This window comes from Clostridium tetani (assembly GCF_900167265.1).
In the GTDB taxonomy this organism is placed as follows: domain Bacteria; phylum Bacillota; class Clostridia; order Clostridiales; family Clostridiaceae; genus Clostridium_G; species Clostridium_G tetani.
This window is the reverse complement of sequence record NZ_FUWT01000012.1, coordinates 50,529-64,106: the sequence shown is the minus strand read 5'-3', so window position 1 is coordinate 64,106 and position 13,578 is coordinate 50,529. Positions and strand designations below refer to the sequence as shown.

Genomic DNA, 13,578 nt, shown 5'->3' with positions numbered 1-13,578 from the left:
AAGAAAATATAGAATCTGTTAAGTAGATATGAAAAAATATCTTTAAAATTCGTAGAATTGCTAGCTCTTTGAAAATTATATAAGTTTGAAGATTTTATTGCATAGCAAACAAGCCTGCAATAAATTTGATTTTTGCAGGTTAATTAAAAATATTAAGTAAAATTAAACTGCTGTAAACCAAGTATTTTTATCTAATTCAGTAGTTTTAAAACCAGTTACTTCTGCTGGTGTAAAATCATTTAAAGAACCATGAGGACGAATGAAATTGTACTGAAGGATAAACAAGTATACTAAGTTATTAGCTTTTTCAAAGGAATTGAATCCCTTTTTAGCTTTATACCATGTTTTAAAAGTTTTATTAAATGATTCAATTAAATTATTACTAATGTCACTAGGCATAGGAGCTACTGGTATATGCGTAGTATTTTTTAATAAGGTAGCAGTAGCTTGAGTGTATGATGGCAACCTATCGGTTATAAAGTTCTCAGGTGCATCATAAGTAGATGCGTTATTTATTAATGAAAAAGCAGAATCAGATTCCCTGGATTTAGTTAGATGAAATGCCAGTATAAATCTAGTTTCAGAATCTATAGCTAACCAAAGATAATATCTTTCACCATTTATAAAAACGACAGTTTCATCAGCATGCCAGTCGTCAGACTGAAGATCTAACGATTCTTTGAAGCTTTCAGCTTTATTTTTAAAAAATGGTGCAAAACTATTAGTCCAGTTAGCAATAGTAACATGTGAAACCTTAATATTTGAGTTCATCTTTAAAAATCTAGAGATAGCTCTAGTTGAAGAGTTATTTAGAAAATATAAGGTTAGCGCAGTTAATATAATATGAAGTGGAAAGCGCATTCCTTTCATATTAAGAGAACCAGTAACTAAATCACTAGATGAGCTATCAATACAGGTAGTATGATTTTTAACTATTATGTGATTACATTTTCTATTACTACATTTGTAGCGATTATAATATTTGTATTCGTGATGAAGATAAGTTGCTTTGCCACATCTTGGACATTTAGGATATTTAGAATGTACTTGTGTATTGACGGAATCATGTGTAAATTGAGGCCTACATTTTTGACATTGATATTTTTGATTAGCCTGCTTGTCAAATCCAAACTTATATAGTTTGTCACTATGGCAGCGAGGACACTTAATTTTAGTTTTGTTCATTGTTCTTCTCTCCTTTTCTAGGGGGATAATTGTTTTTAGTCAAACTTATTGTATTTCCTTATGGGAAGAAGAGCAATGTTCATATTAACTTAATAGAACGGACTTTAATATTGGGGGAAATATATGAAGATATCAGATTTTATATTCAAATTTTCAACTAGCACAGTTTCAAACCGTGATGGTTTATGTCGGATAAGAATTTTTGTAGGGGACAATAAAATAATCACATTAATAACTGATATAGGTAACTTAAATCCATCTGAGTCAGTAACAAATTCAATAGAAAAGATAAGGTTATTATTGATACAAAAAGGACTAGTTAATGAAAAATCAATTTTTATAGAACATTATGAGAAAGAAAAGTTTAGTAATGCAAGTTTTGATATTGTAGAATTTCATGACAATGGGAGTCCTAGCTGGTATCCTATAACAAAAGAAAAATTAAAAGAATTATTAGATTGTGATGATAAGGAGTTATCTGATTTAACTAAAAAGAATAAAAGGTTACTTTCAGAAATTGGCAGAATTATATATGCTGTTAATCCGAGAAATGATTTTTGTTGTCAGGAAAGTCCAGATATTATTAAAAGAAAACTTGAAATTGAAGAAAATAAAATAAGTAAAAGCGAACTTATCAAGATTATTGAAAGTGGAGCTAAAGAGCAAACTATTTCACAGCTACTTAAGTCAGATCTATCTATTTTTGCTGAAATATATGCTTGTCCTAAAGATGAGTATATTTGTTTTTCTGAGTTTCCTATAGATGATGGGTATGTAGATTATCTGGTTCTAACGGGAAGATCAAGAATGGATGTATATCTTATTGAAATTAAAGGAGCAGATTTTGATTTAGTTAACAAGAATAAAGAAAAATTCAATGAAAAAGTTAGTGAAGCTGATCATCAAATCAAAACTAGATTAGGGTTTATATATAGAAATTATGAGTTTTTTAGGAAAAATATACATGATGTAAGAAGAAAAGCAGAGAATGGAGAAATAGTGTTTAACTCTTTTAGAGGTGCAATAAATAATTTATATGTTGATCCTGATAAAGATATAAATATATATTCAGTTATAATAGGTGGAAGAACAGGTGACGATTATGAAGAAAGCAAACTTAGACATAATTATGAAATAGATAGTAAGTTTAAAACAAAATTAGAAACATGGGATACTTTCATAAGAAAACTGGTAAGAAGCTAAAAATATAAATCAGTAGTTAAGTATTGCGTAACTAGAGATATTTTTAAATATAAGTAAATTCAAACAAAAAATTTGTGGGTTTTACCTATTTTACGTCAATAAATTCCTCGTAAAAATTATTCTTAGAATATGATTTTACTATATAAAATTTATAAAAATATAGATTAAATAAAAAATTAAAAATATGAATTTAATGAACAATTAGTATAATTGTGTTAAAATGTAGCCAAGATAAAAATTTCAAGAGTGGTGAATATAAATGAAGATGTCTAAAATCATGGAAATTACCATATATGAATCTTTAAAAGACATTGAAAAACGACTAAAATCCAATTTAAAAGGTCTTCGTTGGGAGATTGAGCATACAGAAGATTTAAGAACTATAGAAGGACATAGAGTTAAAATTTACTTTGGTGTTACTTCATCTTTTGGAGGAGTAAATGTAGTGTCATTTATAAATCATGGTGGAGGATATGTTCCATATTATATTAAATTAACAGAAATTGGTGAGTATGAAACGAAGATAATGGTGGCAATAACAGGTGCAGAAGATGTGATTACTGATTATGGTAATCGAAATGAAAATATTGCAAAGCAATTGTTAGAAATGTGTCAAAAAGATTGTACGAATAAAACCTTTAAAGAAAAAGCAAGAAAATTTTTTAAGTAAAAATTATACCTGCCATAGATTTTTGGTGGGTTTTATTTATTTTGTATCTATAATATATTGTAATAAATATTAAGTATTGTAAAATTAATATATAAATATTTAAAGGTAGTGATAAATTTGTATAGTATTATGATTATAGAAGATGACAAGAAAATGGCTAAACTTATAAAAAATCACTTAGAACGATATGGATATAAAACATTTTTAATTAAAGACTTTTCAAATATAAAAGATGAATTTTTAGAACATAAGCCAGACCTTGTTTTAATGGATATAAATCTTCCTTTCTTTGATGGATTTTATTGGTGTAGCCATATAAGAAGTCATTCTAAAGTACCCATAATATTTATATCATCTAGAGATTCAGATATGGACCAAGTTATGGCAATAGATAATGGAGGAGATGACTTTATAACAAAGCCATTTTCTTATGATGTGCTATTGGCAAAGATCAAAGGTGTATTAAGAAGAGTATATGGTAGCTATGCTAAAGGTGATACAGATTTTTTAAAAATTGATGATTTGATATTATATACAAATAAGAATGTATTGGAGTATAAAGGTAAAAAAACTGAACTTAGTAAAAATGAATTTTCCCTTTTATTGCATCTTTTAAAAAACATAAATAAAATTGTTTCAAGGGATACTTTGCTTGGAATTCTTTGGAGTGATATTGATTTTATTGATGATAATACTCTTTCTGTTAATGTTACAAGACTTAGAAAGAGGCTAGAAGAAATAGGTATTACTAATGCTATAGAGACAAAACGTGGTCAAGGATATATACTTATTAATAATTGGTAGATCAAAGAGTGGGTGAATAAAGTGAATTTTATAGACTTTTTAAAAGATAGAATAGCTTATATAATAGTTTATCTAATAAGTATATCTTTCGTTATATTAACAATGCATTTGACCTTATTTATAAAAGTAATAGATTTTCCCATAACAAATATATTATATGCATATTTTGTTTCAATAGTTATACTTATTATATTTTTGGTATATGAATATTCAAAAGTAAGGGCATTTTACAAGCAACTTTATGAAATTTTAAATTCTGAAAATATTATAGAGAACATTATAAATATAGGAGAAGTTAGAACTATAGAACAAAAACTTTTTACGCAAATATTAAAAAAGTTATATAAATCCTATGAAGATAAAGTTTATAAATATAAAGATATTCAAAAGCATTACTTAGATTTTATTAATCAATGGGTACATCAAATGAAAACACCTGTATCTGTAATTGATTTAATATTACAGGAAGAAGATATATCTGAATTTAATGAAATTCTTGATAGTATTGGTGAAGAAAATGAAAAAATATCACAGGGGCTTAATATTATGTTGTATAATGCAAGAATAAATGAATTTAATCATGATTTTAATGTGGAAGATATAGATATACTATTGATTTTAAGAAAAGTAATAAATGACAATAAAAAATTACTTATTAGGCATAAGATATTTCCAAAGATATCAGGTGAAACTGCAATTGTTCAAACGGATAAAAAGTGGATATACTTTGTTATAAATCAAATTGTTATTAATGCAATAAAATATACAGCTGCAACAGAAAAAGATAAAAAAACTATAAACTTTAACATAAAAGAAGATACTACAAAAATAGTTGTAAGTATTGAAGATAATGGGATTGGTATACCAAAAGAAGATTTAGGTCGAGTATTTAATGCTTTCTTTACAGGTAAAAATGGTAGAAAAACTTCTGAGTCTACAGGTATGGGAATGTACTTATCAAAACGTATTTGTGAAGAGCTTGGGAATGAAGTATATGTCGAATCAGAAGAAGGAAAAGGAGCAAGTTTTTATATAGCTTTCTATAAAAGTAAAAATATATTTAAATTATAACCTTTCAAAATTGTAATATTAATATCCAAAATGAAAGAGAAATCAATACAAAGATTTCTCTATTTTTTTTATAATAAAGATATAGTATTGGAAGAATATATGAAGCAGGAGGTTTTATTATGTCAGTTTTAAAAGTTGAAAATATAACAAAAATATATGGCGGAAAAAAGGGAGGACCAGTATTTAAAGCTCTAGATAGATTTAGTTTAGAAATTAAAAAAGGTGAATTTGTTGGAGTAATGGGGCCATCTGGCAGTGGTAAAACAACATTATTAAATATAATGGCAACTATAGATACTCCTTCATCAGGAGAGCTTTTTATAAATGGTACAAATCCTACAAAATTAAATGAGAAAAATATTGCTCTCTTTAGAAGAAAAGAACTTGGATTTATATTTCAAGATTTTAATCTATTAGACTCCTTATCTATTAAAGAAAATATAATATTGCCACTTGTTTTAGAGAAGGTTAAAGTAAGAGAAATAGAAAAGAGAGTGGAAGATATTGCAAGCCTTTTAAATATTAAAGATATTTTAAATAAAAAACCCTATGAAATTTCAGGAGGGCAACAGCAAAGAGCTGCCTGTGCTAGAGCACTTATTCATAATCCTTCTATAATTTTGGCAGATGAGCCTACAGGAAATCTTGATTCTAAAGCTTCCCAAGATGTTATGGAGACTTTAACAAACCTAAATAGCAAAAAAGAAGCTACTATAATGATGGTTACCCATGATCCTTTTTCTGCAAGTTTTTGTAAAAGGATAATTATGATTAAGGATGGAAAATACTTTTTAGAAATTGTGAATGGAGGAAACAGGCAAACATTTTTTAAAGAAATTATGGATTCTCTTTCACTTTTAGGAAGTAGATCAAATAATTATACACTGTAGGAGGGTTAAAATGACAATTAATAATATAGCTATTAAAAATATTAAAGGAAATTTAAATAAATATGCTATGTATTATCTTAGCAATGTAATAGTTGTAACTATATTTTTTATATTTGCTAATTTTATATATAATCCAGGTGTCAGTAGTGGAAGTATTAGTAACAAGACCATAAGTGAAGTTGCCGGTAGATTAATGTATTTGTGTGAGTTTGTAATAATAATTTTTACTTTTATATTTTCAAATTACTCAATAACTACTTTTTTAAAGTCTAGAGAAAAAGAATTTGGACTTTTATCAATGTTTGGACTAACCAAAGGTCAAATAAGAAGATATGTTATGTTTGAAAATATAACAATTTCAATTGTTTCTATTATAACAGGATTGTTCTTTGGAATTTTGTTTTCAAAATTATTCTTTATGGCTGTATCTGTAATTTTAGATTTAAATTCAGAAATTCCATTTTTAATATCAAATAAAGCTATAAAAATAACAATATTAAGTTTTTTAATAGTACTTAATCTTATAAGTTTTATTACAAGTTTTAAAATAAAAAATAATAATATTGCAGAATTATTAAAAGGTGAGAGAATACCTAAAATGACACCAAAGTTTTCTAAAATAAAATCAATACTTGGAATAGTACTTATAGTTTCTGGGTATATTGTAGGCGTATTTTCTGGAACAGCTATTATAGCTACAATGATTCCCATACTTATAGTTGTAATAATAGGAACTAAGCTTTTGTTTTCTCAATTTAGTGTATTTTTTACAAATAGGCTTCAAAATAATAAGGGGATTTATTATAAAGGAACAAATCTAATAACCTTATCTCAAATTATATATAAATTAAAAGATAATGCAAAGGTACTATTTATTACTTCAATACTTAGTGGAATTACTCTTGCATCAGCTATATCAGTTTATTCTCTGCAAAAGGTAAGTTTATCTTCAATGGAAGAAAATTGTCCACAGGATATAGGAGTTATAGAGCAGAATATAAATTCTCATAAAGTTATAGCTGATAGAAAAATTGAAGAAATATTGAAAAAGCATAAATTTGATATAAAATATAAAAATAAAATAGAATTAATAAAAGCAAAAAATAATGATACGGTAAAAGAAAATAAGAAAGAGCCTTATATAAAAATAAACAAAGATGATTTTAACATAATGTCTCAAAATAGCTTTAATGAGCTTGCAAAGCAGTATAACAGAAAACCTTTAACTTTAAAAAATGGAGAAGTGGTAGTATATACCTATGATTTCAATAGTAATATAGCTAATATGAAAACAGAACTTCCTTTTAAGCATCAAAAGATTTTAAATCTAAATATTGAAGGTGAAGTAAGTAGCTTTAATATACTAGGTAATTTAAAAGGTGGAATTATAAATGCAGATATAAAAAATACTAATACTGTAATTGTTAATAACAGTGATTTTAAAAACTTGTGGGGAAAGGTTTCAAATGGTAATAAATGTATTTATTATGGATATAACATTAAACATAATTTAAAAGCTGCTAATGCAGTAACTGAAATAAAAAATGCAGTTACAAAAGGTCAAGAAATTTTCTTTACTGAAAGGGTAATAAGTATGGCAAGCGTAATGCAACTTTTATCTGTACTTTTATTTATAGGAACCTTTATTGCGATTATATTCTTTATTGCAACAGGAAGTATATTATATTTCAAAATGTTTAATGAAGTTCAGAAAGATAAGCAAGATTTTATAGGATTAAAAAAGATAGGGGTTACACAAGAAGAAATAAAAAAGGTGGTTAGTATTCAAAGTTTTACAATGTTTTTCTTACCACTTACAGTTGCAACCCTCCATGCCGCTTTTGCTGTAAAATCTGTAGGACTTTTATATACAAAATATTTTATATTCATTGCAGGAATATATTTAGTTTTACAAATAGCATATTATCTGTTTGCTAAATGGATGTACATCAAACAAATTAATAGTTGGAACATCTAGTTATTTTATGTGACTTTTGTATATTGAGGGTTTTACCTTTATCTGTAATTGATTTATTAAAGATTTATAGTATATAATTATGAATACAAAATATAGATTTAATTTAGAGGAATGATATTATATTGCAAAATGAAATGGATAAATTAATTGAAGAGCGCCAGGGAAAACTAAATAAGAAAAAGAATCAGACACCCCATGGGGTAATAATTTCTTTTATTATATTAATATTGTGTTGCATACTATTTCCGAACCAGTATAAATATGCTATATGTTTAGGTGCAGGAGTCATTATTGGAATTATTTTAAGGTACTCACGATTTTGTTTTGCAGCAGCATTTAGAGATCCTTTTATCTCTAGAAATACAGCACTTCTAAGAGGGATGATATTAGCAATGATGGTGAGTACCATTGGTTTTGCTGTGATTCAATCTGGGTATACCTACGATAAAGTTATTAATTATGATTTAATTCCAGGAGCTGTTAGTTCTGTAGGAATTCACGTTATGATTGGAGCTTTTATATTTGGTATAGGAATGGTTTTTGCAGGTGGATGTGCTTCAGGGGTATTAATGAGAATCGGTGAAGGACATGCATTACATTTAGTTGTTCTCCTAGGTTTTATAATTGGAACTTTATTAGGAGCAAGAGATTATTCTTTTTGGTATCATCGATTTATCAAAAATGCAAAGACTATTTATTTCTCTGAATATATGGATTTGAAGTATGTTGTTTTTACCCAAATAATAGTATTAATAATTTTATATAGACTAGCTCTATGGTATGAAAATAAGTCGCAGGAAGATATATAATGGGGGAGTTTACATGGCAGTAAGAAAACTAAATTGTTTAAGTGAAGTATGTCCTATTCCCATACTTCGTGCAATAAAAGAATTTAAAACAATGGAAGCAGGAGATATCTTAATTTTACATTCTGACCATAGTTGTGTAGGAGTTGACATAAAAAAGTGGGCATTCCAGCATAAATATCCAGTAAAAGTCGTTGAACTAGAAGAAGGAGAGTGGGAAGTATATATCCAAAAATCAATAGAAAAATAGGGACAAATAGGATGGAGTCTATAAAAAAATATCTTAAGAGACCTTGTCCTTATTGGGTAGCAGGAATTTTACTAGGATTGATGAATGTAATTTTACTAGGTACAATTAGAATTAGTTGGCAGATAACTAGCGGATTTTTATTATGGGGAATTGGTATTTTACAATGGTTTGGATTAGAACCGTTAAATTGGGAGTATTTTAAGTATTTTAAATCCTATTATCAACCAGTAATTTTATATGAAAATGTGTTTATTAATCAATATACAATTTTAAACTTAGGTGTGCTTATAGGATCTTTAATTGCAACTTTATTAGTTTCTCAATTTAAATGGAAAAGAATAAAAAGTAAAAAGCAATTTATCATGGCTCTTATAGGTGGAGTGATGATGGGATATGGTACGAGGCTTGCAGTTGGATGCAATATTGGAGCTTTTTTTAGTGGAATACCATCTTTTTCTTTACATGCTTGGATTTTTGGAGTCTTTGCTATGTTAGGCACATGGGTAGGGGTTAAGATTTTAACGAAATACTTTATATAACAAAAGAGGTTTTTTAACAAAAACCTCTTTTGTTGGAGAGAATAAAATCTACAAACATTTGCTCGTATTCTGTAAAATCATAATTTTTCCTATAAGCTACATAATAATCAAAAGAAATATTTAAATTGTCTATAGAAACTGCTTTAATGCGTTGATTTTTTATTTCTTGCTCAATTGCTAATTTGGGTAAAAAAGAAAAGCCTTTACCTGCAAGAATAGAAGATTTAATGGATTCAGGAGAATTTAAATCATAAATAACATTTAAATCTTCAACAGAAATACCTTTTTCTTTTAGTGCATCTTTGACTATATGTCGTGTTCCAGATGAATTTTCACGTAAAATTAAAGGAATATCTTTTAGTTCCTCTAAGGAAATTTTTTTAGGAGAATTTTCAATATTTCCAACTAAAAATAGCTCATCGGAGACTATAAATTCTGTAATTATATCGTCAACTTTTGGATCATACTGGATAATACCTATATTGATGGTATGATCCTGAAGCTTTTCAATTACTTCAGTAGAATTGGCTACTTCCATGTGTATATCTATTTCATCATGATGATCTTTAAAAGTAAAAATACTGCAAGGAAGCGCATATTCACCTACACTTTTACATGAACCAATCAATAATTTAGGTTTATCTTTATGTAAGTTTACCAAATCTCTTTTTATATTTCCTTGAATAGACAAAAGAGTATCTGCATAGTTAAATACAACTTTACCTTCCTCTGTTAATTCCACTCCTTTATTACTTCTAGTTAGAAGGCTTACACCTAACTCATTTTCTAAACTTTTAAGTTGTCCACTGAGTCCTGGTTGAGTAAGGTGAAGAAATTGGGCAGCTTTTGATATGCTATTGTATTTAACTGCTATGTAAAATGATTGAAGATATTCAAGATTCATAAGGTCACATCCTCAAAAATAAAATGATTAGTTATCTTTTATATTGTACATAAATAAATTTATTTATTCAAGTTTATATATTGAGCCATTAGATAAAAGAAAACATTATATTACATAGTATTTTGCTTCTATGAAAAAGTAAAAGCAAGTATTATAATTATTGACAGATAATTAACAATAATAGAAAGGAAAAGGATAGATGAAGAAGAAGCAAGTATACATAGGATTTATTATTTTAATACTAATGGCTATATTTGGTGTAATGCAGTATACAAAAGATTATAAACTAGCATTACACTTGATTATTGGATTAACAATTGGGTACGTTATGCAAAGATCAAGATTTGGATTTGCAGGTGGTATAAGAAAATTATATTTAACCGGAGATAGTAGCTTAACAAAAGCTTTAATGTTTTTATTTTCAATTACACTAATAATAACAGCAGCAATACATTATGGAGCATATGTTAATGGAGCAGACGTATATTATAGAGCTGTTGAATCAGGGGTAGCTGCAATTCCTGGATCAGATTATGTTGAACCAGCTAACTTAGCTACCATATTAGGTGGAATAGTATTTGGTATAGGTATGATGTTAGGAGGAGGATGTGCCTCAGGAACTCTTACAGATGCAGGTGAAGGAGAAGGAAGAGGATTAATAGTATTGTTCTTCTTTTGTACTGGAGCTCTATGGGGAGCACATGATATGCCTTGGTGGAAGCAAAGTATATTTTTCCAAGTAAAGAAACAGCTTTATTTACCAGATATTTTTGGATATATGGGAACTATTATAATTTCATTATTAGGATATTTATGTATATACATTATAGCTAAGAAGTATGAAGATAAGAGAAGAAGAGAGAATACTTTATCATTAGAACAATATGCTGATTGGGAAAAAGAATTATCTCAACCAGCAGAATATAAATTCTTTAGCAAAGAAACATATCATAAATTCTTCGTTAAGAGATGGTCTTATTATACTGGAGCAGTATGTATAATGATTATGTTTGTTACAATATTAGTAACAACAGGTACAAGCTGGGGAGTTACAGCAGTATTTGCAGAATGGGCGGGTTGGTTCTATCAATCTCTAGGACTAATAGATATATCTACTTGGCCATGGTTTCAAGGAATGATGCCAACTATGAAGGCTGGATTCTTTAATGATCCAGGTTCCATGAGAAATTCAGGTATATTAATAGGAGCATTAATATCACCATTGTTAGCAGGACGCTTCTCATTTAAAAAAGGATTTAAATTAAGAGATGTGGTATTCTATGCTATAGGTGGATTAATGATGGGATATGGTGCGAGAATAGCATTAGGATGTAATGTAGGAGCATTATATTCAGGATTATCTAATATGTCTCTATCTGGATGGGTATTTTTACCATCATTAACTATAGGGGGAATATTAGGAGTAAACTTAGCTAAAAAACTTAAAGTTACAATTTAATTTAAAGGGCTGTGAAACTTTAGAAACTAATTTCTAAAGCAGCACAGCTCTTATTTGATGTTATAAACATATATAGAGTTTTGCAAAATTTATGATATTAAAGCATTAAAACTGGATAGATGTAACATGCTATAATTAAAATTAATATTTCTATTATTCTTTAAAAAATAACTCAATAATATTTTACTAAAAGTTAAAAGTATGTAATAATAATATAGGTATTTTATATTGTTTAGTGAGGTAGAGAAAATGAAAATAGGATTTGATCACGAAAAATATATTGAAGAGCAATCAAAGTATATTTTAGAAAGAGTTAATAACTATGACAAATTATACTTAGAATTTGGTGGTAAACTTCTATATGATCTTCATGCCAAGAGGGTTTTACCAGGATTCGATGAAAATGCAAAAATTAAGCTTTTACACAAACTAAAAGAAAAAGTTGAGATAATTATTTGTGTATACGCAGGTGACATTGAAAGAAACAAAATAAGAGGAGACTTTGGAATAACCTATGATGTAGATGTTTTAAGACTAATTGACGACTTAAGAAGTTACGATCTTCAGGTAAACAGTGTTGTAATAACTAGATACAGTGGGCAACCATCTACTACCGTTTTTATAAATAAACTTGAGCGTAGAGGTATAAAGGTATATAAACATGAAGCCACTAAAGGATATCCAGCAGATGTGGATACTATTGTAAGTGATGAAGGATATGGGAAAAATCCTTATATTGAAACAACTAAACCTATTGTGGTTGTAACAGCACCAGGACCAGGTAGCGGTAAACTTGCTACATGTCTAAGCCAGCTTTATCATGAGTATAAACAAGGAAAAGTTGCGGGATATTCAAAATTTGAAACCTTTCCAGTTTGGAATGTACCCCTAAAGCATCCTCTAAATATAGCTTATGAAGCGGCAACAGTAGATCTTAAGGATGTAAATATGATTGATTCATTCCATTTTGATGCTTATAATGAAGTTGCTGTAAACTACAATCGTGATATCGAAAGTTTTCCTCTACTTAAAAGAATTATAGAGAAAATAACAGGAGAAGAATCTGGTTACAAATCACCAACAGATATGGGAGTAAACAGAGTAGGGTACGGAATAATTGATGATGAAGTAGTTAAAAAGGCATCGGAGCAGGAAATAATAAGAAGGTATTTTAAAACAGGCTGTGAATACAAAAAAGGATACTTAGATAAAGAAACTCTACATAGATCTAAGATTATCATGCATGAACTTAATTTAAAAGAAGACGATAGGAAAGTTGTTATGCCTGCAAGAGAATACTCAGCAAAATTAAAGAAAAGATATAATAAAAATGAAGTATACCCAGTAGTGGCATTAGAACTTGAAGATGGAAAAGTATTAACAGGTAGAAATTCAGATGTAATGGATGGAACTGCTGCTGTAATTTTAAATGCAGTTAAATACTTAGCTAATATATCTGATGAAATTCATCTTATTTCTCCAGTTATACTTGAGCCAATTATAAATCTGAAATTAAAAACCTTAGGCAGTAAAAGTACTGCATTAACTTGTGAAGAAATATTAATTGCTCTTAGCATATGTGCAGTTACAAATCCAACAGCGCAAGTAGCCATGGAAAAGTTATCAATGTTAAGGGGATGTCAGGCACATTCCACAACGATTTTAAGTGGAAATGAGGAGCAAACCTTTAGAAAACTTGGTATAGATATAACTTGTGATCCAGAGTACCCATCAGAAAGTCTTTATTATAATAATTAATATTATAAAGATAATGTGAACATTAAAGCCGATTGTTATTAAATAATAATAATCGGTATTT

General features: G+C 28.0%; 13 protein-coding genes. 11 read left to right on the top strand and 2 right to left on the bottom strand.

What is annotated here, in order from left to right:
- Positions 1-162 precede the first annotated feature (162 nt).
- Complete coding sequence (locus tag B5D21_RS09915; protein WP_011098696.1) at positions 163-1,185, bottom strand: IS6-like element ISClte3 family transposase; 1,023 nt, start codon at positions 1,183-1,185, stop codon at positions 163-165.
- A 123-nt stretch (positions 1,186-1,308) separates the two neighbouring features.
- On the opposite strand from B5D21_RS09915, the gene B5D21_RS09910 reads away from it, so the two are divergent.
- From B5D21_RS09910 to B5D21_RS09870, 9 genes are all read left to right on the top strand, one after another.
- Positions 1,309-2,388, top strand: a complete 1,080-nt coding sequence (locus tag B5D21_RS09910; protein ID WP_011098697.1) for a Shedu immune nuclease family protein — start codon at positions 1,309-1,311, stop codon at positions 2,386-2,388.
- 265 nt (positions 2,389-2,653) lie between these two features.
- The gene (locus B5D21_RS09905; protein WP_242942728.1) at positions 2,654-3,058 is read left to right on the top strand and encodes a hypothetical protein; all 405 of its coding nucleotides are present in this window, start codon (positions 2,654-2,656) and stop codon (positions 3,056-3,058) included.
- 129 nt (positions 3,059-3,187) lie between these two features.
- Entirely contained in the window at positions 3,188-3,862 is a 675-nt protein-coding gene (locus B5D21_RS09900; RefSeq protein ID WP_414646495.1) for a response regulator transcription factor, read from the top strand.
- Between the two features lie 21 nt (positions 3,863-3,883).
- Entirely contained in the window at positions 3,884-4,933 is a 1,050-nt protein-coding gene (locus tag B5D21_RS09895) for a sensor histidine kinase (protein ID WP_035124505.1), read from the top strand.
- 119 nt (positions 4,934-5,052) lie between these two features.
- The gene (locus tag B5D21_RS09890) at positions 5,053-5,823 is read left to right on the top strand and encodes an ABC transporter ATP-binding protein (RefSeq protein WP_011098701.1); all 771 of its coding nucleotides are present in this window, start codon (positions 5,053-5,055) and stop codon (positions 5,821-5,823) included.
- Positions 5,824-5,833: 10 nt separating this feature from the next.
- Positions 5,834-7,801 carry an FtsX-like permease family protein gene (locus B5D21_RS09885; protein ID WP_011098702.1) on the top strand — a complete coding sequence of 656 codons (1,968 nt, stop codon included), beginning with the start codon at positions 5,834-5,836 and terminating at the stop codon, positions 7,799-7,801.
- A gap of 122 nt (positions 7,802-7,923) precedes the next feature.
- On the top strand, positions 7,924-8,610 hold the full coding sequence (locus tag B5D21_RS09880; RefSeq protein WP_011098703.1) for a YeeE/YedE thiosulfate transporter family protein: 687 nt from the start codon (positions 7,924-7,926) through the stop codon (positions 8,608-8,610).
- Between the two features lie 13 nt (positions 8,611-8,623).
- The gene (locus B5D21_RS09875; RefSeq protein ID WP_023437235.1) at positions 8,624-8,857 is read left to right on the top strand and encodes a sulfurtransferase TusA family protein; all 234 of its coding nucleotides are present in this window, start codon (positions 8,624-8,626) and stop codon (positions 8,855-8,857) included.
- 11 nt (positions 8,858-8,868) lie between these two features.
- Positions 8,869-9,396 carry a YeeE/YedE thiosulfate transporter family protein gene (locus tag B5D21_RS09870; protein ID WP_035111196.1) on the top strand — a complete coding sequence of 176 codons (528 nt, stop codon included), beginning with the start codon at positions 8,869-8,871 and terminating at the stop codon, positions 9,394-9,396.
- Positions 9,397-9,409: 13 nt separating this feature from the next.
- On the opposite strand, the gene B5D21_RS09865 is transcribed toward B5D21_RS09870, so the two are convergent.
- The gene (locus B5D21_RS09865; protein WP_011098705.1) at positions 9,410-10,300 is read right to left on the bottom strand and encodes a LysR family transcriptional regulator; all 891 of its coding nucleotides are present in this window, start codon (positions 10,298-10,300) and stop codon (positions 9,410-9,412) included.
- 199 nt (positions 10,301-10,499) lie between these two features.
- On the opposite strand from B5D21_RS09865, the gene B5D21_RS09860 reads away from it, so the two are divergent.
- Both B5D21_RS09860 and B5D21_RS09855 read left to right on the top strand, forming a co-directional pair.
- A complete protein-coding gene (locus B5D21_RS09860; protein WP_035127816.1) occupies positions 10,500-11,759 on the top strand; it encodes a YeeE/YedE family protein in 1,260 nt (419 codons plus the stop codon).
- Between the two features lie 249 nt (positions 11,760-12,008).
- A complete protein-coding gene (locus B5D21_RS09855) occupies positions 12,009-13,517 on the top strand; it encodes a DUF1846 domain-containing protein (RefSeq protein WP_035111042.1) in 1,509 nt (502 codons plus the stop codon).
- The last annotated feature ends 61 nt before the right edge of the window (positions 13,518-13,578 follow it).

Coding starts and splice junctions, on each gene's coding strand:
- B5D21_RS09860 (WP_035127816.1), top strand. CDS start 10,500: ATGAAGAAGAAGCAAGTATACATAGGATTTATTATTTTAATACTAATG.
- B5D21_RS09870 (WP_035111196.1), top strand. CDS start 8,869: ATGGAGTCTATAAAAAAATATCTTAAGAGACCTTGTCCTTATTGGGTA.
- B5D21_RS09900 (WP_414646495.1), top strand. CDS start 3,188: ATGATTATAGAAGATGACAAGAAAATGGCTAAACTTATAAAAAATCAC.
- B5D21_RS09905 (WP_242942728.1), top strand. CDS start 2,654: ATGTCTAAAATCATGGAAATTACCATATATGAATCTTTAAAAGACATT.
- B5D21_RS09855 (WP_035111042.1), top strand. CDS start 12,009: ATGAAAATAGGATTTGATCACGAAAAATATATTGAAGAGCAATCAAAG.
- B5D21_RS09910 (WP_011098697.1), top strand. CDS start 1,309: ATGAAGATATCAGATTTTATATTCAAATTTTCAACTAGCACAGTTTCA.
- B5D21_RS09890 (WP_011098701.1), top strand. CDS start 5,053: ATGTCAGTTTTAAAAGTTGAAAATATAACAAAAATATATGGCGGAAAA.
- B5D21_RS09875 (WP_023437235.1), top strand. CDS start 8,624: ATGGCAGTAAGAAAACTAAATTGTTTAAGTGAAGTATGTCCTATTCCC.
- B5D21_RS09915 (WP_011098696.1), bottom strand. CDS start 1,185: ATGAACAAAACTAAAATTAAGTGTCCTCGCTGCCATAGTGACAAACTA.
- B5D21_RS09885 (WP_011098702.1), top strand. CDS start 5,834: ATGACAATTAATAATATAGCTATTAAAAATATTAAAGGAAATTTAAAT.
- B5D21_RS09865 (WP_011098705.1), bottom strand. CDS start 10,300: ATGAATCTTGAATATCTTCAATCATTTTACATAGCAGTTAAATACAAT.